At 37.5% G+C, this 24,441-nt stretch carries 18 protein-coding genes and 2 pseudogenes; all 20 read right to left on the bottom strand.

Features of this window, described 5'->3' with window-relative positions:
• Nucleotides 1-81: 81 nt before the first annotated feature.
• Nucleotides 82-312: a GSU3529 family protein gene (locus ACP5Q2_RS00505; protein WP_424604613.1), complete on the bottom strand. Its 231-nt coding sequence runs from the start codon at nucleotides 310-312 to the stop codon at nucleotides 82-84.
• Between the two features lie 3 nt (nucleotides 313-315).
• Nucleotides 316-918, bottom strand: coding sequence for a class I SAM-dependent DNA methyltransferase (locus ACP5Q2_RS00500; protein ID WP_428096123.1), 603 nt, complete (start codon nucleotides 916-918; stop codon nucleotides 316-318).
• Between the two features lie 52 nt (nucleotides 919-970).
• Nucleotides 971-1,264 carry a CZB domain-containing protein gene (locus ACP5Q2_RS00495; RefSeq protein ID WP_428096952.1) on the bottom strand — a complete coding sequence of 98 codons (294 nt, stop codon included), beginning with the start codon at nucleotides 1,262-1,264 and terminating at the stop codon, nucleotides 971-973.
• Nucleotides 1,265-1,480: 216 nt separating this feature from the next.
• Nucleotides 1,481-1,975, bottom strand: a pseudogene (locus ACP5Q2_RS00490) (methyl-accepting chemotaxis protein); the annotation flags it as partial.
• 609 nt (nucleotides 1,976-2,584) lie between these two features.
• A pseudogene (locus ACP5Q2_RS00485) lies at nucleotides 2,585-3,271 on the bottom strand (cache domain-containing protein); the annotation flags it as partial.
• A gap of 299 nt (nucleotides 3,272-3,570) precedes the next feature.
• The gene (locus ACP5Q2_RS00480) at nucleotides 3,571-5,967 is read right to left on the bottom strand and encodes a tetratricopeptide repeat protein (protein WP_428096122.1); all 2,397 of its coding nucleotides are present in this window, start codon (nucleotides 5,965-5,967) and stop codon (nucleotides 3,571-3,573) included.
• Nucleotides 5,968-6,111: 144 nt separating this feature from the next.
• Nucleotides 6,112-7,506: an argininosuccinate lyase gene (gene argH / locus ACP5Q2_RS00475; protein WP_428096120.1), complete on the bottom strand. Its 1,395-nt coding sequence runs from the start codon at nucleotides 7,504-7,506 to the stop codon at nucleotides 6,112-6,114.
• Between the two features lie 2 nt (nucleotides 7,507-7,508).
• A complete protein-coding gene (locus ACP5Q2_RS00470; RefSeq protein WP_424604609.1) occupies nucleotides 7,509-8,837 on the bottom strand; it encodes a sigma-54-dependent transcriptional regulator in 1,329 nt (442 codons plus the stop codon).
• A 27-nt stretch (nucleotides 8,838-8,864) separates the two neighbouring features.
• The gene (gene dnaJ, locus ACP5Q2_RS00465; protein WP_424604608.1) at nucleotides 8,865-9,965 is read right to left on the bottom strand and encodes a molecular chaperone DnaJ; all 1,101 of its coding nucleotides are present in this window, start codon (nucleotides 9,963-9,965) and stop codon (nucleotides 8,865-8,867) included.
• A gap of 162 nt (nucleotides 9,966-10,127) precedes the next feature.
• A complete protein-coding gene (dnaK, locus tag ACP5Q2_RS00460; protein WP_428096118.1) occupies nucleotides 10,128-12,035 on the bottom strand; it encodes a molecular chaperone DnaK in 1,908 nt (635 codons plus the stop codon).
• A gap of 20 nt (nucleotides 12,036-12,055) precedes the next feature.
• On the bottom strand, nucleotides 12,056-12,634 hold the full coding sequence (gene grpE / locus ACP5Q2_RS00455; RefSeq protein WP_424604606.1) for a nucleotide exchange factor GrpE: 579 nt from the start codon (nucleotides 12,632-12,634) through the stop codon (nucleotides 12,056-12,058).
• Nucleotides 12,627-13,673, bottom strand: coding sequence for a heat-inducible transcriptional repressor HrcA (hrcA, locus tag ACP5Q2_RS00450; RefSeq protein WP_428096117.1), 1,047 nt, complete (start codon nucleotides 13,671-13,673; stop codon nucleotides 12,627-12,629). The genes grpE and hrcA overlap by 8 nt, the downstream gene beginning before the upstream one ends.
• 112 nt (nucleotides 13,674-13,785) lie before the next feature.
• Nucleotides 13,786-14,502, bottom strand: a complete 717-nt coding sequence (locus ACP5Q2_RS00445) for a YdcF family protein (RefSeq protein ID WP_428096115.1) — start codon at nucleotides 14,500-14,502, stop codon at nucleotides 13,786-13,788.
• Nucleotide 14,503: 1 nt separating this feature from the next.
• Nucleotides 14,504-16,162, bottom strand: a complete 1,659-nt coding sequence (locus tag ACP5Q2_RS00440) for a glutamine--tRNA ligase/YqeY domain fusion protein (protein ID WP_424604603.1) — start codon at nucleotides 16,160-16,162, stop codon at nucleotides 14,504-14,506.
• 11 nt (nucleotides 16,163-16,173) lie between these two features.
• Nucleotides 16,174-19,554, bottom strand: coding sequence for a methionine synthase (gene metH / locus ACP5Q2_RS00435; RefSeq protein WP_428096113.1), 3,381 nt, complete (start codon nucleotides 19,552-19,554; stop codon nucleotides 16,174-16,176).
• Complete coding sequence (gene lgt, locus ACP5Q2_RS00430; RefSeq protein ID WP_428096112.1) at nucleotides 19,547-20,500, bottom strand: prolipoprotein diacylglyceryl transferase; 954 nt, start codon at nucleotides 20,498-20,500, stop codon at nucleotides 19,547-19,549. The genes metH and lgt overlap by 8 nt, the downstream gene beginning before the upstream one ends.
• Nucleotides 20,501-20,516: 16 nt before the next feature.
• The gene (locus ACP5Q2_RS00425) at nucleotides 20,517-21,398 is read right to left on the bottom strand and encodes a DMT family transporter (RefSeq protein WP_428096110.1); all 882 of its coding nucleotides are present in this window, start codon (nucleotides 21,396-21,398) and stop codon (nucleotides 20,517-20,519) included.
• Nucleotides 21,391-22,278, bottom strand: a complete 888-nt coding sequence (locus tag ACP5Q2_RS00420; RefSeq protein WP_428096108.1) for a DMT family transporter — start codon at nucleotides 22,276-22,278, stop codon at nucleotides 21,391-21,393. Before ACP5Q2_RS00420 ends, ACP5Q2_RS00425 begins: the two co-directional genes overlap by 8 nt.
• Nucleotides 22,278-23,147 (bottom strand): DMT family transporter, encoded by an 870-nt coding sequence (locus ACP5Q2_RS00415; RefSeq protein ID WP_424604598.1) that lies wholly within the window; start codon nucleotides 23,145-23,147, stop codon nucleotides 22,278-22,280. Before ACP5Q2_RS00415 ends, ACP5Q2_RS00420 begins: the two co-directional genes overlap by 1 nt.
• Nucleotides 23,148-23,155: 8 nt before the next feature.
• Complete coding sequence (locus ACP5Q2_RS00410; protein WP_428096106.1) at nucleotides 23,156-24,406, bottom strand: MgtC/SapB family protein; 1,251 nt, start codon at nucleotides 24,404-24,406, stop codon at nucleotides 23,156-23,158.
• Between the last annotated feature and the right edge of the window lie 35 nt (nucleotides 24,407-24,441).

Raw genomic sequence — 24,441 nt, 5'->3', positions numbered from 1 at the left:
TTTAATAAACCTTTATTAAGCAAAAATCAAGTGAAGTTGATATAACTATATGCAAAAACCTGGGTCACACATTTAAAAATTCTATACGTCAAACTTTTTAAGCGTCTTTTCAATATCTGACACGGAATAACCTTCTGAAAAACATCCCATACCCGCTTCACTATTAAAATATTCCACTTTTTCTATCAGCTCATCAATCAAAAGGTAATCCCCAGCTTTGATATTCAGAATCTTTTCAAGGACATAGTCAGGTAGTTCATTCTCCTTATTTTTCAGTTTAGCGATTTTGTGTAATCTCTCTATATTTGACATGGTCTACCTCTTCTGGTATATATGTAAAAAGATAGGGTAATTCTTATTGTTTTTAGATACCACATATGGCACTGAGATATGATGTAAATAAAACCCAGCATCCAATGCAGATTTAATCAGAAATACCTGATCTATACCAAAATGAGGGGGCTGTTCACCGGGATGATAGCTACCATCTTCAATATCAAGATCTGAAATTGCAAGATAAAAACCTTGTTTGATCATAAAAGCAAGTTTCATTAGTGCTTCAGGGATACTTTTTATGTGATGAAAAGCCATCAACGTAACTATCAGATTATATTTCTCCGCAGGTAATCTATCAGCAAGGATGTCCATCCTTACAGGATAAACATCCTTGAAACCTTGATTTTGTATCTTATCTGATAAAAACTTAAGCATATTTTCGGATGTATCTATCATATCAATACATTTCACCTGCTCTATAAAATTGATCCCCAAGAGCCCTGTCCCACAGCCAAAATCCGCAATTACCCAATCTCTACCGATATCAAGGGACTGTTTTATCTTTTCTGCAATAGCTTTACCCCTTTCAACATGCATAGGGTTTTCATCATACGTAAATGCATCCAGATCAAACTTATTCATTCAAATACCGCATATTTTTCAAACTACCAAAGATTCACTGTCCATACAAAAGCTATACATATCTTCTTATCAGATTGTCAAGATGTTTTTTAAGTAAAGCTAATGGTTCCTCCATCTCTTTAACTGTATTAAATGCATTATCAAATCTACCATTTTTTATAAATTCCATAGCTTTTTTACCAAGGTCATGAACCTTAATATGATATGGCTCCAAAGCTTTGAAATCGAAATCTGATCCAAACTCTTTTATACCATCAGAATAATAAAAGACACCAAAATTACAATGTCTATGATCTACAACATCATATGGTTTTTTAAACACTATTGCATCATATAGTTTATTCATAAACTCCAAGTGAGCAAGCTTTGCCCTCACAAAAACGACTCCTTTAGCACTATACTTATATGAATTGAGCATCCCGATCACTGATGAAGCCTCACCAAGGATAGTTTGTATCTTTGTGGTGAGATCCTTCATGTTTTCCATAGAGCTGGATGTAGACTCCGAAATATTAGTCATACTCTGGGCAATCTCCGCAGTGGCCTTAGTCTGCTCTTCCAGAGCAGTGGCAATTGTATTGATAGTTTGATTAAGCTCATCTATTGAAGATAGAATTACGTTAAACCCCTCCTGAGTTTTTTGGGCTATTTCATACTGTTTTTGAACTGAGCTGGAGGATTCCTCCACCCCTTTCCCCACATTCTTCACCTTAAACTGCATCTCCCGGATCATATGCTCGATCTCTTTTGTAGATTTCTGGGTTTTCTCCGCAAGCTTCCTCACCTCATCGGCAACCACTGCAAACCCTCTACCGTGCTCTCCTGCCCTTGCCGCCTCAATGGCAGCATTAAGTGCCAGTAGGTTTGTCTGCTCTGATATGTCGTTTATGACCCCCACCACTGCCCCTATTCTATTGGCATTTTCGATAAGCTCATTTATATTACTTTTAAGATTACTAAATGCATTCTGTACATCGTCGGAATAGGTTGTGGATTCCGCCACAAGACTGCTACCTTCTATAGCAAGATGTTGTGTTTCATTTGATTTGTTTCGCATCTCATCCACACCGTTTGATATCTCAGCAATTGTACTCGACATCTCTTCACCGGCGGTGGCTGTTTGCATGGCCATCTGGGAGTTTTTCTCATTCTTATCCGTAAGGTTGTAAGCCGATTGCCACATAAGCGGGGCATTTTCCACCAGTCCGGTTACTCTTCTCATGATTTTCATAAAAGACCTTTCAGTTACTTCTATAAAAATGTTAAACCATGTAGCCATCTGGCATATCTCATCTGTGCACCGACTGTTGAAAACCTTACACTCCTCACAGGATCTAACCTGACTATTCCTTAGAAGGGGACATACCCTCTCCTCAGCATAATCACCTATCATTACCCAGCAGGGTCTATCTTTCACCTTTTGGGCCAAAGAATCATCTGTAATACCAGTCATTGCGGAAAAATCTGGGACTTTTTGGGGTATCCTTTTGGAGAAATCCCCATCACCTTGGGCAAGCTCTTTAGCAATATTTACAAACTCTTTGATGGGTCTCATTACCCTATTTATTACAATAAGCAACGAAACAACCACAGCAAGAGAAAGTAACGATGATATAAGAATAGCATTATATATTTGATTGTTACTTTTATTAATGACATCAGTATAATCTTTCGCCACAATGATATGACCTATATTCTGACCTGCAAAATCCACAAGTGGTATAGTAGAAAGATAATATTTCCTGTCAGCTATTTTGTAGAGTTTCTCACCAGAAAATAGGTTTATGGCATCCTTGATTCTATCCCCATGGAAAGTATAATATACTATACCATCTTTTTTAACATCCTTATCGGAATCCTTTCTCCCGGCAGATTTAAATACTTCATCCTTAATACCAACAGCATATTCTATACCAAACTGTTTTTGAATCTTTGACAATATCTCATCCGGCTTGGAACCAAACTCCACACTCCCCACATGATCACCATTGTAAAAAACCGGATAAACCACCCTCATCCCAAAACCTGATTTACCCACTTCAAGACCAATGACAGGATGTTTTTCCTGATTAGCCTTTACAACCGTTCTTCTAAACTTACTCAAGTCATCACCATATTGTTCAGGATGATGAAATCGTAATATCGTCTTGGCATCGGGGGTATGAAACTGAAACTGATCTATATCAGCTTTTATGCTCTTATAATAATTTCCTAAAGCTTTTAAAAGAGCTTCCCTATCTCGATCAGCTGTATATTTGGCATACTCATGGTTTAAAGATATTACCTCCACAGCTTTTTTAATACTGCTTAGATTCTCCTCCAAAAGGGTATTGAAGGCAAGATTTACCTGCATAGATTCATTTTTTATATTGCTCATAAGTTTTTCAATACTGGTTGTGTATCTACTATATAAATTTAAAACAACAATTAATAGAATACCAGTTATTACTGGAAACAAAATTTTAAACTTCAAACCAAGCTTAAATCTACCCATAAAACCTCCACCATCTATTGTACACATTTGATTATAACCATTAAACAGAAATTTTTCAACCAAAATTTGTTTAGAATACAAACAATTTTTAATTCGGGAAAAAATCAAATATCTTTAACTAAAATTTAAGGTGGGGTAAACCCACATCTTAAAATTACCTATTTACATCTACCACCTTTCACGGCATCATCATACTTTTTACACTGCCCCAATTCACATACGTTTTTCAAATCATCACAACCCTTAGCGGAATTATCTAAAAATAGATATGCTGACCCTCTACTCTCCAGCGAGTATTGATCCTGAGGGTTTAAAGATAATGCCTGATTGTAATATTTTATAGCCTCTTTGTAATTTGCAGTATTGTAATAAATATCCCCTACATAACCAATAGCAGTAGAATGATCAGGATTTAGTTCCAATGTTTTCTTAAAATCGATCAGTGCAGAAGGATACTGTTTCATATTGAAGTATAAAATAGCTCTATTATAGTAACCAAGATAGTAATCCGGTGATATCTCTATGGCTTTTGTATAGTCGAATTTTGCCATTTCAAAATCATTAGAATATTCATAGCTAAGCCCCCTATTGATATAGGCTTCAGTATAATTATTCTTACTACTTACTGCATTTGAAAACTCCTTTATGGCATTGGCATAATCTTTTATATCCATCAGCACATTACCTTTTTCGAAATACCCCCAATAATCAGAAGGATTTATTGCAATAGCTTTATTAAAATAATTTAATGCATCATCATAAAACTTCTTCTCACGCATTATCTTACCAAGATAGATATGGGCATCAAGGTGATCAGGCTTTGCTCTTATCGTATCTAATAGATCTCTTGCGGCAAGATCATATTTTACCTGTTTGTACAATACTACACCTCTATTGAACAAAGCAAGATAGTCACCAGGTACTATTGACAATGCTTTGTTGTAATTTGCCATTGCCTGATTATAATCTTCTGAAAATTCGTATGCCATACCAATGTTTATATAAGCATCGATGTAGTTTGGATTCTCCCTTAAAACTTTCGAAAATTCTAAAATAGCAGTGCCATATTCACCTTTTTGCAACAGTTCTTTCCCCTTATCAAAATATTGTTTACCCGTTTTGGATATTGAAAAAGGATCCTGACCTCTTGTTTCATTCCCCTTGTTTAGATTTGTATCACTCAAAAGTTCTGCATAAGAACCCAAATTATAATTCGGCTCTATTTCTAAAGTTTTTCTAAAGTCATTTTTTGCAAGATCTAATTTGTTTTGATTGTAGTATAATATCCCTCTATCAAAATATGCTATATGGTTATTGGGATCGAGCTCGATTGCTTTACTGTAATCTGCTAAAGCTTTGCTGTAATCGTTAATCATATAATAATCAAGTCCTCTTCCAACATAAGCATTAGCATAATCAGTCTTAAGATTTATAGCAGTGGAATAGTCATTTATAGATCCGTAGTAATCTTTAAGAAAATACTTTGTAAGTCCTCTGCTATAATAAACAGGTGTATAATTGGGATTAAGCTCAATAGATTTATTAAAATCTTCAAGTGATGATTTGTAATCTCCTATTTCATAATATAAAAGCCCACGGTTGTTATACGCAAGGGCATAGTTTGGGTCATAATTTATGGCTTTTGAGTAATCATATTTTGCTGCATTATAATTTTTTAGATAAAAATAGACAAGAGCTCTATTATTATAAGCATAAGCATATGTCGGATTGATAGAAATCGCTTTATTGTAAGCCTTAAGTGCATTGGTATAATCTTTCATTCCATAGTAGACAAGCCCTTTACCCAAATAAGCAACATCAGATTCAGGATTTAGCTCAATAGCCTTATCGAAGTAATACATAGCAAGTTTTTTATCCGAATAATCATTCCCATCCCACAAAGCATTTGCTTTTTCCGCCCACGAATCCGATTCAAGTTTGTTGGCCACCATTTTAAATTCAACATTTACTTTGTCCTGCTCTTTTTTGATGCTATCTATTTTTTTCTTTTCACTATTAGTTGCATAATTATTTGAAGTTTTTATACTTTTCTGGGCAGTAATTATCTTCATCTCACTTTCCAGTTGCTGGTTCTTTTTTTCGAGTTCTTTGAATTTATTCAGCAGTTCACTCATATTTTTCTGAAATTGTTGATACTGCGCTAAAGTGGATTTATCTGACTTAACAGCATTTATTTTATCTTTTAAAGAATTAACATCCACTTCTGATCTCACAGTGACCTCTATAAATATTGCATCACCTTCCATCCCTTTTTTTACGGAGATAATCTCCGTTTTCATGACACCCAGAGCCATTGCAGATATCTCATCTTTTTTGAGTTCCCCATCCTGCACAATGGTCAAAGACTCTATATAGGTGCCAGCCTTTTCAATAATCTCCCTTTTAGCATCCGCCACCGCAGCAACCTTAGCATCATCAAAAGATTGACTGGATCCAAGGATCTTTTTTACCGAATGGGTATAACTCTGAGCTTCTGCAAAGGCATTTGTAAACATCGTTATTATTATTAACACCATCATAAATGGATTTTTCATAATCAACTCCTTATCATTTGTTATACTTATAGTATAATACAAAACAAAAATTTCTGTAGTATATTTTTTTTATAATTTATTTCATTATAAAAAATCAATAATATTAATAAAAAAAAGCGGGGGAACCCCCGCTAAAATCTTTTTCTAAGCCTTACTAATCGAATTTAAAACCTTTTTAGCATTTTGTATCTGCTCAACCACAGCACTTTTAGCTGTACCACCATAGCTTTTTCGTTTTTCTATACAACTCTCCACGTTAACAATACTATAAATACTTTCATCCACTTTATCGGTAAACTGCCTGAATTCATCAACCGTAAGCTCCGAAAGGTCTTTACCCGCTTTGATAGCGTAAACCACCGTCTCCCCCACAATATGATGGGCATCCCTGAATGGAACACCTTTTGTCACGAGATAATCAGCATAATCGGTAGCTGTGGAATACCCCAGTTGGGCAGATCTGTACATCTTCTCTTTATTTAAAGTGACCTTTGATATCATCGGAGCAAATATCCTAAGGGAGGTTAATAATGTATTGACTGTATCAAAAACAGGCTCTTTATCCTCCTGCATATCTTTATTGTAGGCAAGGGGTAACCCTTTCATCGTTGTTAGAAGAGAGATTAGATTACCATATACTCTACCCGTTTTCCCCCTTATCAACTCTGCCATATCCGGATTTTTTTTCTGTGGCATGATACTGCTCCCGGTGCAGAAATCATCGGAAAATTCTATAAATTTAAATTCTGACGATGAAAAAATTATAAGCTCCTCCGCCCACCTGGAGAGGTGCATCTGGCAGATGGAAGCCGCCGACATAAATTCAAGAGCAAAATCTCTATCACTCACAGAGTCTATACTATTTTCAGTAGGAGCGGTAAATCCAAGCTCTCTGGCTGTAAAATCTCTATCTATAGGAAATGTAGTTCCGGCAAGTGCACCTGATCCCAGTGGGGAGTAGTTTAACCTTTTTCCACAATCGTCAAACCTTGTATAGTCTCTATAAAGCATATGAAAATAAGCCATAATCCAATGGGAAAAAAGTATCGGCTGAGCCGTCTGAAGGTGGGTATAGCCGGGCATAATCAGATCTATGTTGTCCTCTGCTTTTGCAATTATAACACCTAGCAAATCCAGTATAGCCTTTTTTATATTATCTATCTGATCTCTTACGTATAGTCTAAAATCTGTCGCCACCTGATCGTTTCTACTTCTGGCAGTATGGAGCTTCCCAGCAACAGGTCCAATTATCTTACTTAATCTTTTCTCCACCGCCATATGTATATCTTCATCTTCAGTTTTAAATACAAACTCACCTTTATCTATCTCATCCTTTACCTGCTTCAAACCTTTTATAATTAATTCACACTCCCTCTGCTCTATTATCCCCTGTTTTGCAAGCATTTTTGCGTGGACAATACTACCCTCTATATCATAACTATACAGATTTTTATCAAAATGTATAGATGCATTAAACTCTTCCGCAAGCTTATCTGTGGAAAGCTCAAACCTGCCCCCCCATGGTTTTTCCTTTGCCATTACTACACCTCTAAGTCGTATTCTTTTATTTTGTTATGCAGGGTTCTTCTGGATATACCCAGGATTTCCGCCGCTTTTGTCTTATTATACCTTGCCTCTTCAAGCGCTTTTAATATAAGCTGTTTTTCATTATTTTTGATATCAAGATCTGTATCCCCCACCAGCTTCTCATTAAATTCAGGTAGGTCATAACCCTCCAGAATATCCCCACGGGCAAGGATAACAGCCCTCTCTATGATATTTTCAAGCTCCCGGACGTTCCCCGGAAAAGTATAACTTTTGAGTTTGTTTAAAAATGTATCGGAATACCCCTTGACACTTTTACCAATCTTCTCCGAAAATCGCTTTATGAAATAATCCAAAAGGAGTGGTATCTCACTTTTTCTCTCCCTCAAAGGTGGCAATTTTATAGGAAATACGTTTAACCTAAAAAAAAGATCCTCTCTAAAATCCCCACTTTCCACCATCCTTTTCAGGTCTCTGTTGGTGGCTGCGATTATTCTGACATCCACCTTTATACTCTTCTCTCCACCCACCCTCTCAATACTCTTCTCCTGTATCACCCTGAGAAGCTTCACCTGAGTTTTTAGGGGCATCTCCCCTATCTCATCCAGAAAAATTGTACCTTTATCCGCCAACTCAAATTTCCCTTTTTTTTGGGCAATAGCGCCGGTAAAAGCACCTTTTTCATGTCCAAAAAGCTCACTCTCGATGATATTTTCATTTAAAGCTGCACAATTTACCGCCACAAATGGATGTTTGCACCTTGGAGAGTTTTCATGAATGGATCTTGCAATCAGCTCTTTACCAGTACCGGATTCCCCCATGATGAGTACAGTTGCATCTGTTGGGGCAACCATTTTAAGTAGCGTTATAATACGCCCCAGTCCATCTTCAGAGTATATACCAGAAAATTTGTATTCATTGTCAATTAAGACAGGTTTAACCTCATCTTTATGCCCGATATTATCTAATAGATTTAGAAGTTGAGCGATATCCACAGGTTTTGTAAGATAGTCCGTTGCACCCAGTCTCAATGCCTTTACGGCATATCCGGCGCTATCAAATGCTGATATCATTATGACCGGAGTATCTATCCCCATACCCCTTATTTTTGAAAGGAACGTGAGACCATCCATGATCTCCATTTTTATATCTAAAAGGATCGCAACAAAATTGGTATTATCATTAATAATGGAAAGGGCTTCAAATCCATTTGCTGCCTCCACCACATCATACCCTTTACCAGACAGATTGATCTTCAGCATCAAGCGGTGATTCTCTTCATCATCAACCACCAGAATACTCTTTAAATCACGATCCTTTTTCATTATTAACCTACAAAAGTATATTTATTTTTAGCTAAAAAACTCTTTTATCCTATCAAGAATAGACTTATGTTTTTTATACGTATCCTCGTCGGAGTTTTTTGCAAATTCTTCCAGCAGTTCCCTCTGTTTTTTATTGATATTAGTGGGTAAAACCACTTTAAGCGTGATCACCATATTTCCCAGCCCATAACCATTTACATCCTGAAAACCTTTCCCCTTGAGAACAATCGTATCATCCGGCTGAGAGCCCGGCTTAATCTTAATGGTTTCACTACCATCAAGGGTTGGGATATTTATCTCTTTGCCAAGTATTGCATCAACAAACGATATAGGTAAATCAAGGTGTAGATCTCTACCTTTTCTGACGAAAAATTTATGTTTCTTTACTTTTATTTTCACAAAAAGATCACCATTAGGGCCACCATTTATACCGCTGTTACCTTCCCCGGTAACCCTCAAAATCATTTCATCTTCTATCCCCGCAGGAATCTTTATCTCAAGACTTTTCCTCTCCCTGACAGAGCCCTCACCTTTGCACTCATTACAAAGCTCTTTCACAAACTTTCCAGTACCTCTACAATCCGGACATGGGGTAGCCATTGTGAAAAACCCCTGCCTTTGAACAAATTGACCGGTACCGTTGCATCTTGGACAGGTGATTATGGCACCCGGCTCAGCACCAGTACCACCGCATCGTTTACAAACAACCGTCTTGGGAACAACGATCTGCTTTTTGGTACCTTTTGCCGATTCTTCAAACTCGATTTCAACTTCCATCTCTATATTGGAGCCCTTTCTGGGCTTATTCTTATTTCTGGTGGAACCTCCAAAAAATGAACCAAAAGTATCCCCAAAAAACTCCTCAAAAATGGAAAAACCAAAGTCATCTCCAGCAAACCCCTGATTGCTATCCAGAACTCTTCCATATTGATCGTATTGGGCTCTTTTCTGGGGATCACTCAATACACTGTACGCCTCATTTATCTCTCTGAATTTCTCTTCCGCCTCTTTATTTCCAGGGTTTCTATCCGGATGGTATTTCAGTGCAAGCTGTCTAAAAGCTTTTTTTATCTCTGCATCTGAAGCATTTCTACTCACACCCAATATCTCATAGTAATCCTTTGCCAAACTAACCTCCTAAAGATATCCCAAAACAATTATACAAAATGTAGCGCCTAATACAACATAAAAATTTACAAAAAGCAACTGATAACGTAGACAAAAGAAAAAAACACACCCACGTCGATACTGTTTTAAAATAAAAAAGAGGTGGTCACCCACCTCTTTTTATTACTTTTTATCATCTTTGACTTCTTCAAATTCTGCGTCGTACACGTTATCTTTCTTCGGCTGTTCTCCACCTGGATTTGACTCACCACCTGTAGCACCACCAGCTGAGGTTTTGTAGATCTCTTCCGCCAGTTTTTGAGATACTTGAGCAAGTTTTTCAATAGAACTCTTGATAAGAGCAGCATCATTGCTCGTCTGATTCCTCTTAAGCTCATCCAAAGCCTCATTTATCTGCCGTTTTGTGGTATCATCTATTTTAGAACCATGCTCACTTAGAGATTTTTCTGTGGTGTATATCAAAGTATCCGCCTGATTCCTAAGTTCGGCAAGCTCTTTTTTCTTTCTATCCTCTTCAGCGTTTAATTCCGCCTCTTTTACCATTCTCTTGATCTCTTCCTCGGTCAAACCACTACTTGGGGTAATTCTGATAGACTGCTCCTTACCAGTACCAAGATCCTTTGCGGTAACACTCAAGATACCATTTGCGTCTATATCAAATGTAACCTCAATCTGAGGAACACCCCTTGGGGCAGGTGGAATCCCCACAAGATCAAATCTACCTATAGATTTGTTGTCTGAAGCCATCTCCCTCTCACCCTGAAGAACATGGATAGTAACGGATGGCTGATTATCCGCAGCAGTGGTAAATATCTGGCTTTTCTTTGTGGGAATGGTGGTGTTTCTCTCTATAATTTTTGTCATTACTCCACCAAGGGTTTCAATACCCAATGACAGAGGAGTAACATCCAGCAGAAGAACATCTTTCACTTCACCCTTCAATACACCAGCCTGAATTGCGGCACCGATAGCCACCACCTCATCAGGATTGATACCTTTGTGTGGTTCTTTACCAAAAAATTCCCTTACTTTCTGTTGTACAAGAGGCATCCTGGTCATACCACCCACAAGAATGACCTCATCGATATCCTTTACAGTTAGACCAGCATCGTTTAGAGCTTTTCTGCATGGCTCAAGTGTTTTTTCCACAAGATCCATTACAAGGGACTCCAATTTAGCCCTGGTAAGCTTCTTCACAAGATGTTTTGGTCCAGTCTGATCTGCAGTAATAAATGGCAGATTTATCTCAGTTTCAAGAGCTGTGGAAAGCTCATGTTTTGCCTTTTCAGCAGCTTCCTTCAATCTCTGCAAAGACATCTTGTCATTCTTTAGATTTATACCTGTCTCTTTCAAAAATTCATCCACAAGCCACTCTATTATCCTCTGATCAAAATCATCCCCACCAAGGAACGTATCTCCGTTTGTGGATTTTACCTCAAACACACCATCCCCAAGCTCCAGAATTGAGATATCAAATGTACCACCTCCAAGGTCGTACACGGCAATCTTTTCATCTTTTTTCTTATCCAGACCATACGCAAGGGCAGCAGCTGTTGGCTCATTAATAATTCTTAATACATTAAGCCCGGCGATTCTACCGGCATCCTTGGTGGCCTGCCTCTGTGCATCATTGAAATAAGCTGGGACAGTGATAACTGCTTCGGTAACAGTTTCCCCTAAGTAATCCTCAGCAGTCTTCTTAAGCTTCTGAAGGATCATAGCAGATATCTCTTGAGGTGAATACTTCTTACCTCTTACCTCCACCCAGGCATCATTATTATCTGATGGAACTATCTTGTATGGCAGAAGCGATTTTGCTTTTGCCACTTCGGCAGAATCATATTTTCTACCAATCAATCGTTTGATACTAAAAATTGTGTTTTCATGGTTGGTTATAGCCTGTCTTTTTGCAAGCATCCCCACCAATCTTTCTCCACTATCTGTAAAAGCGACCACAGATGGTGTAGTAGTCATACCCTCAGCATTGATGATTACCTTCGGTTGACCATTTTCCATTACAGCAACTACTGAGTTTGTAGTTCCCAAATCGATACCTATGACTTTTCCCATAGTTCATCACTCCTTTATCTTTATTTTTTATTTACCTTTACTTTTGTGGGCCTTACCACCCTATCATTTAGAGTGTACCCTTTTTGAAGTACCATTGTGATGGTATTATTCTCCATATCCTCTCTCGAATCCAGCATGAGAGCCTCATGCTTATTGGGGTCAAATTGCTCCCCAACCTCACAGCAGATCTCTTTCATACCATGCTTGGCAAGGATATCTTTAAACTGTTTTAAAATAAGCTCAAAACCCTCTTTTATCTTATCAATAGAAGACTCTTCCGCCCCCTGAAGATGTGCTAAGGCTATATCAATATTATCCGCAAAGGTTATAAAATCCATTAATAGTGATTGATTTGAATATTTAAGTTTCTCTTCAAAATCTTTTGTAATCCTTTTTCTAAAATTATCAGCATCAGCCTTTACCCTTAAAAGGTTGTCGTTTGCTTCCGCCAATGCCCTTCTTAAATCTTCTATCTCTTTATCCTTAGGATCGATAACCTCTTCTGAACTTATCTCATCCTGATTACTATTTTCTGCCTGTGAGCTCTCATCAGATCTCTTCTCAGTATCTGTGAGATCTTCACATCGTTCTTTATTCATCATCGCCTCCTATCTCAGTTAAAATGTTTGTTATCAATTTTGATGTATAGTCAACAATAGGTAATACCTGTGGGTATCTCATCCTCTTGGGACCAATTACCCCCAGCATACCAACTATATTGTCACCTCTTTTATAATCAGTCAAAACAACCCCAAGCTCCTCCGCGACCTTTTCACCAATTTCTGAACCTATAAATATCTTTATGCCGTCCCTTGATACAAGATTGTTTAAAATCTTTAACATCTTTTTCTTACTCTCAAAAATATCAAGAAGCTCTTTTAAAGTATCAAGATCTCTCTTAAATTCCGGTTGGGCAATTATATTGTTTATTCCATGCAATACGATTTCATAATCGTAATCCACCACTTCAAAAGTGGCTCTACCTATGTTGAGCATCTTATTGTATATATCACTTATTCTATCTTTATCTTCTATCATCTCCCGATAGATAGCTTCTTTTAGCTCGATCAGACTTTTATTAACAAAATTTTGATTCAAAAAGTTGCTCATCTTTACAAGTTCATTATCTCTGATATCCCCATCCGTTTCGACGATAACGTTGTGCACAATACCGGCCCTTGTGACGATAATGGCAAGCACACTCTCTTTGTTTAACCTTATAAATTCTATATGCTTTAAATATGAGCTATTCAACTTTGGAGATACCACAAAACCCACAGAATTTGTAAGCTTACCCAACTTTTGGGTAACAGTATCAAATACAGATTTAATATTGAGTTTTCTCTGATCAATTGCACTTTTTAATTCTTCCACGTCAAAAGGCTGTATAGAAATAAGCCTATCAACGTAATACCTCAGCCCAAGGTCTGATGGGACCCTTCCGGATGAGACATACGTCTGCTTTATCATATCCTTTTCTTCCAGATCGCTCATCACATTTCTAATGGAAGCGGGACTCAACCCCAGAGGGCTGTACTTTGATACAAAACGAGACCCCACAGGCTCACTCGTCCTGATATACTCTTCAACGATCATCTTTAAAACTATCTTTTCCCTTTCATTAAGGATATCATCCATTCCGCTTCACCTTGCTAGCAGTCTCAATTATTAAGTGCTAATCAAAAATATAGTCAACAATCAATGATTGTCAAGTGTTTTTCTTGTTTGAGTTATTGAAGTGAATTATAAGCTATTTTATATTGTAAAACAGTATCCCCATATACTCTTTCAACACCTTCGAAACAGTATTCAGATTGGACGCAGATGGCAAAAAATCGTATATTGAATAAATTCCATCAAACCTGAAATCTGTGGCGGCAGCACAGATATTATCAAAGCCATATTTTTTAAAGATAAGTGCCCCTCTTTTCATATGATATGCAGAAGTTATAAGGATAACATCCCCATTTATACCCTTTTCTTCCATAATTTTTTTAGTAAATTTAGCATTTTCAACCGTATCTTTACTATCTTTATCCATAATTATCTGCTTTTCAGGTATTCCAAGCCCCACCAGGACAGTTTTCATCACCTCAGCTTCGTAGGGATATCTTTCACTTACTCTACCGCCTGATACAATAATAATTTTGTCCCCGCCTCGTCCCTTTTCATACCCTTTTAAAACTCTTTTAAAAGCATCCTCAGAAAGCTCACCATTTCCATAAACACCTCCCCCAAGGACAACGATAATATCCCCATCACATTTCAGATTGATATAATCCTTTTCGATGGGGTAGATCAGCATATCCTTCACTGGTGAAATAGAAAAAAGATACAGCATTACGGCAAAAAATATCATAAGATACCTTTTCCACCCCTTCAAAAGACATGCACCAATAAAAAATCCTACGATAAATATCCCTGGAGGGATAATGAAGTAGTATAAAAGTTTTTTTAAAAAAATCATCCTACTTCTTCCCCTTGCTCCAGCTATCCTTCAACCCAACAGTTTTATTGAAAACAGGTTTTTCTTTTGTGGAATCTTCATCCTTTCTAAAATACCCATTTCTTAAAAACTGATAATACTCTTCATTGCAATCTTTTATAAAAGGCTCCCCTTTTGCTGTGCATATTTTAAGGGAATCTGGATTTATATAATCAGTAAAATTCTTACCTTCCTCCACATCATCAGGGTTTTCTTTTGTAAAGAGATGACTATATATCCTAACCTCAATATCTATGGCATCTTCTGCGGAAACCCAATGGATGGTGCCCTTTACTTTTCTACCATCTTTTGTCCAACCACCTCTGCTATCCGGATCATACGTACAATATATCTCTTCGATCTTTCCATCATCACCTTTTTTAAATCCTGTGCAGGTTACGTAATACCCGTGCTGAAGTCTAACCTCTTTACCTGGTGCCAACCTGAAAAACTTCGGATCAGCCTCTTCTGAAAAATCCTCCCGTTCCACATACAAAACCTTTGAAAAAGGCACAAGCCTCTTCCCCATCGATTCATCCTCAGGGTTATTCACAGCCTCCATCATCTCCTTCTTACCATCCGGATAATTTGTAATGATAAGTTTCACCGGATTGATGACCACCATCACCCTCTGGGCTCTTTTATTAAGATCCTCCCTGATACAGAACTCAAGCATACCATAATCCACCACGCTATTACTCTTTGCTACACCTATCATTTCGGCAAATTTTCGTATAGATTCCGGAGTGTATCCTCTTCTTCTAAGCCCGCTTATTGTGGGCATCCTGGGGTCATCCCAGCCGGAAACGTAGCCATCCTCCACCAGTTTTAACAATTTTCTCTTACTCATAACGGTATAAGTAAGGTTTAACCTTGCAAACTCTATCTGTTGGGGATGGTAAACTTCAAGCTCCTCTAAAAACCAATCGTAGAGAGGCCTATGATCCTCAAACTCAAGGGTACATATTGAATGGGTAACCCCTTCAATTGAATCCTCCAGACCATGTGCCCAGTCATAAGATGGGTAGATACACCATTTATTACCGGTTCGGTGGTGGGGCTTTTTGATTATACGATACATCACAGGATCTCTTAAATTTATATTTGGGGATGACATATCTATCTTAGCTCTTAAAACCGCTTCCTCTTCTTCAAACTCACCCCTTCTCATCTTTTCAAAAAGCTCCAGATTCTCTTCAACACTTCTATCTCTGTAGGGGCTGTTGATTCCGGGCTCTGTCAACGTCCCCCTGTATCTTTTCATCTCTTCAGGTGAAAGGTGACAAACGTATGCCTTACCCTTTTTAATGAGCTTTATTGCCATTTCATACATAAAATCGAAATAATCAGAAGCATAAAACTCCTTTTCACCCCAGTCAAACCCAAGCCATTTCACATCTCTCTTTATCGACTCCACATACTCTGTGTCCTCTTTTTCCGGGTTGGTATCATCAAATCTAAGATTACATCTACCATCAAATTTCAATGCAAGCCCAAAATTGAGGCATATAGATTTTGCATGCCCAATATGAAGATACCCGTTGGGCTCCGGAGGAAATCTTGTAATGACGCTTTTTACCTTACCAGATTTTAAATCTCCCACAATAATCTCTTCTATAAAATTAGATGGTACGATTTCCATAATTTTCCCCTTTATACAACAAAATATTTTGCTTTATCACTGTGAACGATGATGGCAGAAGTAGTAAACTCCGGCACCATCTGAAACGTTTCTGTAATAGATACTCCAATCTTTGATGCATCTAAAAGTTCAATGATCTTTTCGTTCCCTTCAAGGTCTGGACATGAAGGGTAACCAAAACTATACCTTAGCCCCCGATAGCGATTCGCCAGGATACCATCCACCGACTGAGGCTCATTTTCGGTAATCCCAAGCTCATATCTGATATGCCTGTGCCAGTACTCCGCAAGTGCTTCCGTAAACTCCGTAAAAAATCCATGGTATAGAAAATACTCTTTGTAATTACTGTCCTTTAATTTTTTCAAAAATTCAACAGGCCTGTCCCCAAGGGTAACTATCTGTAAAGGTAGGATATCCACAATCCCTTTACTTAGAGGCTTAAAATAATCGGCCAAACATAGGTAGGGTTCAACCTTCTGCCTGGGGAATGTTAACCTTTCCACCTCATTCTCATTTTCATCCAGGATAATAACAGCATCCCCAACACTCACCACCCTTAAATATCCATACGTTAGCTTCATATCCACGAGCTTTAAAAGTTTTACTTTCTCCAAAATCGCATTATATTCAGGTTTCACAACCTCTTCAAGCAACCTTTCGTATTCAGTATTCGACTGCTCCTTGAGTTTTTTATAACCCCACCTGTTTGTCCATAGGGTTCTTTTATTCAAAAATTTTTCAACATCGTCAAAATTGATAGATTCCACAACCTTTACCCCGATAAATGGAGGCTGAGGAACGATAGTAGATGATAGGTCATTTTTCACTAAAGGTTTCAAACTATCCTTTTCATTTTTCGAATCTACCTTTACATCTAAATTATCTTGGAGGCATGGTTCAACAGCCTTATCCTCTTGCAGATATGTAATGGCATCAAAGGCATCTTTACAATAATAAACCTCACCGTTGTAAACAGAGGCACATTCATTTTTTACATACCCCTCCGTAAGGGCTGCACCCCCTAACAGTACCTTCACCTTGAGCCCCCTACGTTTAATCTCTTCGAGATTCTCCTTCATAATTATGGTAGATTTCACCAAAAGTCCGCTCATCCCTATTGCATCTGCCCCCACCTCGATTGCCTTTTCTATCATCTCCTCCACAGGTACTTTGATTCCAAGGTTATACACCCTATATCCATTATTGGATAGTATTATATCCACTAAATTCTTCCCAATATCGTGTACATCCCCCTTCACTGTGGCCAGCACTATCTTCCCTTTAGGCTCGGTATCTTTCTTTTCCATAAACTTTTCCAGATAAGAAACCGATTTCTTCATCACCTCTGCAGACTGAAGAACAAAAGGTAAAAGCATTTTCCCCTGACCAAAAAGTTCCCCTATCTCCTGCATCCCATTCATCAGGATACTGTTTATAATGTCATAAGGGGAATATCTCTTTAGCAATCTATCCAGTAATGTTTCTATATCGGTCTTATCCCCTTTTTTCAGTTTTACTATCAACATCTCTTCATCAGAGATATCATTTTTACTAGTCAATATATCCTCATCTTTCTTTGTACTATAAAAATTTATAAATTTTTCCAGGGCACCTTCTTCTCCATTTATCAAGTTAAGAGCAAGCTTATACTCTTCGGTGGGGATAGATGCCTCCGGAAGAATCTTGGATGCATGTACAATAGCCATATCAAGTCCAGCTTCCACAGCTTTTTTCAAAAAGACAGAATTTAAAATAACACGACTTTTAGGAGACAACCCAAACGAAACATTACTGAGACCCAGCAATGTTTTAACCCCCGGCAGCTCCTCCTTTATCATCTTTATGGCCTCAAGTGTTTCAAGCGCAGCATATCTTAGCGTCTCATCTCCACTACCGATGGAGAAAGTAAGGGGATCGATGATGAGGTCCTCCGGATCAAACCCATACTCATCCGTAAAAACAGTATATATTCTTTTGGCAATCTCAAACTTTTTTGCCGCAGTCATCGCCATACCATCTTCATCTATCGTAAGCCCTATAACGGCACAAGGAAAATCCTTTACCAGATCTAATACCCTGTGTAACTTTTTCCCGCCATCTTCGAAGTTGATCGAATTTATTACTGGTTTACCTGAATAACGTTTTAAAGCCTCCTCCAAAACATCCGGCTCAGTGGTATCTATTACCGCCGGAAGTAAAGACATTCTATTCACCATCGATATAAATCTTGCCATGTCTCTTTTTTCATCTCTGCCGGCGTAAGCAACACAAATATCCACAAAATGAGCAGCTTCCTCCTCTTGATCTTTTACTATCTTAAGCATCCCATCAAAATCTTCTTTAATGAGAAGCTCCCTGAAGGCTTTGCTACCATTCGCATTGGCCCTTTCCCCTATCAGAGCGGGCGGTGGTTCCTGATTTAAGCTTGTGGATGTGTATATGCTTGCCGCCATCCCCTTCACCTGAAACCTCACCGGAAGGGGTGCTTTATGTTTATCACATACTTTTCTCATCTCCCTAATATGTTCGAATGAGGTGCCACAACATCCCCCAACTATGCTAATTGGAAAATGATTCAGAATATCATCGATTATTTCAGCCATCCTGTTAGGTTCCATATTATAGACAAACTTACCATTGATGTTCATCGGAAGACCAGCATTGGGGATACAGGATATCCTACCACCCCAACTGTTTGATAAGGTGGTCAAAGGATCATACATCAGATCAGGGCCCAGAGCGCAATTAATTCCAAGCGAATATATCGGGTATCCTGCCATAGTTACGGCAACGGCACTGAGATCTGATCCTGTAAGCATAGTCCCATTTGTTTCCACCGTCACTGAGACCATTATGGGTAGATTTACCTTTTTCTCCTCCATACCACTTCTAATACCATTAATTGCAGCCTTGATCTGCAACATATCCTGACATGTTTCTATGATAAAAAGATCCACCCCACCATCCATCAAAGCTAAAGACTGCTCTCTGTACATATAGAAAAGATCATCGTATGAAATATGCCCAAGACTGACAAGTTTTGTACCAGGGCCTATAGATCCAGCCACAAATCTTCCATACTTATCAGCCACCCTTCTTGCTATCTTTGCCGCTTGTAGGTTTATCTCGTAAACAGCGTCTTCCAGACCGTATTCCGACAATACCAGCCTTGTGCCTCCAAAACTATTCGTTTCCAGCACATCGGCACCCGCTTCTAAAAAATTTCCATGTATCTCCTCGATTATATGAGGTGCCACGATATTTAGATATTCGTTGCAACCATTTTTCCCCTGCCAGATTGCATCAGGTATGCTGTATTTCTGTATATTTGTCCCCATCGCACCATCGAAAAGTATAACCCTATCTTTGGCAAATTTTACAAAATCACCCATTATTACATCTCATTTTTCTGAAGTATATCAAAAGCCCACCTATCAGGATCAATACAAAACTTACAATATGTGGGGCTCTAAAATAACCTACCATCAGATCATCCGCCCTGAATGTAGTGACAAATCCCCTTATAACCCCATAAAATATCAGATAAAGACCGGTGATAACCCCTTTACCAATCTGATCATCTTTTTTCCAAAAATATATCAATACGGCAGCCCCTATAAAATTTAGTATCATCTCGTAAAAAAAAGTAGGATGTACAGGTAAATAACCAAATTCAAGGTATGCCGGTGGATTATACTTAGGAGGAAACCGTATCCCAAAAGGCACATACTCCTTCAATTCATATACCCTATTTTGAAACTCCACTATTAGCACTTTTTTTTGTTCCAGCATACTGTTTAAAAGATTCATCCCCTCTACCCCATCTGGTAGATTAAATGTGGACTTCACAACCCTCCAGAATTCTGGAAAGATATTTTTAAATCTAAAAATAATATCAGGTGGAGTGATGGTGGGTACCCCATGAGCCTCCCCATTAGCAAAGTTTCCAAACCTCCCTATCCCCTGCCCCAGTAGTAGAAAAGGCAGGATCAAGTCAGATAGAAACAGGAAATTATACTTTTTACGAGCATAAAGATATCCGGTTAGAATCCCCCCAATAAGCCCCCCATGTATTGCCAGCCCTCCGTGCCAGAAGGCTATAATTTCATATGGGTAAGTGGAATAGAAATCCCATCTGAGCAAAACATAATAAAGCCTCGCCCCTACCATGCCACCAAAAAATGATACAATTATAATATTTTCTATAATACCTGGATCCTGATGGAGGGACTTAGCTCTTTTTTTAATAAAAAATAGACCAATAAATATCGCGATGATATACATCAAACTGTAAATTCTAAGTTCAAAATTTCCAATTTTGAAAAGATATGGAAACATTTACAAACTCCTCCTTTTACCCTTTAGCTCCCTTTTTAGATGCTATGATTATCGATATGAAAATCAAACATATCCCTATAGTCTTATAGATATCTATCGTCTCATTGAAGATAAAATATGCAAGAATAGTGGCACCTATAGGCTCCCCCAGTATACCTATTGCCACCATCGATGGTTTAAGATGTTTAAGGGACCAATTTACTGCTGTATGACCTATAAGCTGTGGAAAAATCGCAAGCATCAACATACTTACGTACGAGCTTACCTTATAACCGGTAAACGGAATCCCTAAAAGTAAAGCATATATGATGAGAAATACTGCGCTTGCTGTATAAGCCAGTGTAACATAGGTTACAATATCAAGCCTCTCTCTTACTTTACTCCCCACCAGGAGATAGCAACTGGCACATATCGCCCCAAACAATGCCAGAAGATCACCATAAAGAGCATTACTATCTTTGATTGAGAGCCCTTTTAGTCCACTATCACCTATCGCAAGAATCGTACTACCAATGATGGATAGTATAATACCTATCAAAATCTCTTTGTGCAGTTTTTCTTTCAAAAAAATTACAGAAAATAGCCCCACAAATAGTGGGTTTGTGGTTACAAGCACAACACTGCTTGCCACAGATGTAAGCTTCAAAGAAGCAAACCACGATACAAAATGTAATGCAAGTATAAATCCACTTAAAATGGAAAGGTAAAACTCTTTTTTACCAATGTTGGTAAATGTGTATCCTCTGATCTTGTATAGTATTATCAGGAATATGGATGATATGGTAAGTCGATAAACAGCTATCATGGCAGAAGGGACATCAGTGCAAAACTTGACTAAAATAGAAGCCATTGCAAGTGAAATAATCCCCACAGTAAAAATAGCTATATTTTTATACATCTTTATTTATCCTCTCATTTCCTTTTAACTCTATTATTAGCATAGAAATAAATATTAGAAAAGCCCCAAAATATTGGGAAATTTTAAGCAATTCACCCCCAATCAGATACCCAAAAAATGCAGATGAAAGCGGCTCAAATGTAAAAATAACTGCTGCCTTAGTGGGTGTGGTATATTTTTGGGCATATGTCTGAATCATAAAAGCCACAACGGTGGCAAACACTCCGGTAATCAAAAAAGCAACCATGATATCGACGTTTAATGCAATCTTGAAACTCCATCCTTCAAAAATAGTAGCGTAAATAAATGATAAAAGAGTTAAAACAAAAATCTGTATCGACGTCAGGGCAAAAACGTCATCTCTTCTTCCATAATAATCCACCAAAAGGATGTGAAAAGCCACAAAGAGTGCGTTAAGTAGCACTAATAACTCCCCAAAACCCACGTTAACCTTTCCGGTAAAACTTATAAGGGATAACCCAATAAAAGCAATAATCACTGCAACTATGGTATTAATATCGATCTTTTTACCTAAAAATACCATCGATATGATTGGAACAAATATCAGATAAAGACCGGTAATAAAACCGGTTTCTGATGCGGTAACAAACTTTAGACCAATTGTCTGGCAGGTAAATGTCAAAAAAAGAACCAGCCCCAAAACAGATCCATCCATAAGCACCTGTTTGTTAATTTTTTTGGGTCGATATAGAAATATTACCATCAAAACAAGAGATGCTATCACAAACCTTATCGTATTAAATGCTATGGGGGGTATACTTTCTATACTTTTTTTTACAATTATAAACGTAGAACCCCATATTATAGCAGTAAATAGTAGTAATAAATCCGCCACAATCGGAGAAATCTTTTTAGACATTAACTCCTCTTTTTAATATTTTTCAAATTTGGTAACACAATACCTAATATTATCATAAACATTCCCATTACCTGCTGAATCACAATGTTATCACCCAATAAAAAATAAGAGGCACTAACCGTAACTATTGGCTCTACAGTAGAAAAAATAGCTGTGTTGACAGAACCTATCTTTTCAATAGCGATAAACTGCAACGTAACAGCTAAAAAAGTGGGGATAATGCCTATTAAAATCACTAAAATTAACTGTTTGCTATTAAGATGTAATATACCCAACGGGTTATTAGAGATTGAAAATGATATCCCTGCGGTAAAAATCACGTAGAAGCTAAAAGTTATCGGTTTTATATTACTTATCGTTTTTTGAACATAAATCAAATAAAAGGAAAATACTAACATCGCTAAAACTGCAAAGAGTACACCTCTTAAATCGAGTGATCTATTGAAGGCGTCATAAAAAATTAGAATACACCCAGAAGCAATCAATATTAACGATATTAATAGGCTTCTACTGATTTTTATCTTGAAAAAGAACATAGACAGTATAGAAACCGTAAAGGGATAGATGTAAAGTATAAGTGAAGTGGTGGAGGCTGGAACGTACTCCAGAGCTTTAAAAAAGAAATAGCTCATTAGAAGGTAAAATATACCCCCCGCAACACAGGCTCGAATAAAATTTTCAAAATCTATTCTAAAAAGTTTTCTATCCTTAAGCAGAAAAAAGAGTATGAAAAATAAACTACCTATAATAAATCTATACGTCAAAAGCTCTGTGGCTGATATTTTTAATATTGTACCATATTTCCCAAATATTGCGAGAAAACCAAAACAAGTGGCGGAAAATAATGAATAAAAGATCCCAGTTATCATACAAAACTCTATGAAATATATAAAACAAAAACAATACTAATAATCCCAAACAATACAATCATGAATGTCACTTTAAATAAAACGGATCCAAGGGCTCTGCTCCCCACATACGTCGCTATACAACATTTCACCAACGTATTAACAATCACCGCCAGAAATATACCGATCACTGAGGTGATTTTGAAAACATTATCTATTGAAAGTTTAGAAAGATAAACCGTTATGGCATCCACATCACTAATACCTGAAAATACTGAGATAACTAAAACTCCAACCTTTCCAAATTCCTCTTTCCCTTTTTCAGCTAAAAAAATTATGGCGGACAGCAATAAGGCAAATTTAATAGAAGACAGAATCTCTATAGGATTTTTTATCTCCATTTTAATTTCAGATGTATTGTCCAGATCCTTTTTTATGATGTATAGGTAAATCAATACCCCCATCACCATAGAAAGGATTATCGGTATGACCATAATCAACAGTTCCCAATTAAAGATCCATGTCAAAATAACCACTCTAAAAAACATCACCACCCATGATAGCAATATACCAAATGTATAAACATTCGGAGAACCATTGTTTTGTCTGAAATAGTTTGAGAGATTTATCGTAACAGCTGTGGATGACACTAATCCACCCATAAGTGATGAAAGAATTACACCTTTTTTAGGACCAGCTATCTTTACCGCAACATACCCTAAAAATGATATAGCAGATAATATAATTACAATCTTAAAAATATCTGTATAAGTAATCGACGTCCATCCACCTATCGTCGTATTCGGAAGGATGGGGTAGATTATAGAAATAAGAACTAAAAACTTGAGTAAAGCGATTAATTCATCGAAGGCTATCCTTTTAACAAAAGAATGTATCTGCGGCTTCAAACTGAGAAGAATCACCATCAATACTGCCGAAGCTGAAGCTATATATCTATACCCATACGCCGCAAGAGTGGAGATTATAAATGTCGTTAAAAGAGATATCTCTGTGGTAATTCCTCTGTCTTCTTCATTTCTTGTTCTAAATATGAGAATAGACACTACAATTGATACCCCCCCAAAGGCAACCATTATAAAATATGGTGCCACTTCCTTAGAAAAAAATGACGAAAGGGATGCAAATATCCCCACCACTGTAAATGTCCGGATACCTGCAATTCTTTTTCCTTCATCTTCATCCTTTAGATGCCAGCCCCTCTCAAGCCCAACCAGAAGAGCAAGGGCTATGGCAAGAGCTATGTCTATATAATTTTCCATATTCTCCATATAAAAAAGGTGGGATAGTTAAATAA

Origin of the sequence: Calditerrivibrio sp., assembly GCF_049968475.1 — a bacterium.
GTDB lineage: Bacteria > Chrysiogenota > Deferribacteres > Deferribacterales > Calditerrivibrionaceae > Calditerrivibrio > Calditerrivibrio nitroreducens_A.
The sequence above is the reverse complement of the archived record's forward strand: the minus strand, read 5'-3'. Positions and strand labels throughout refer to the sequence as shown.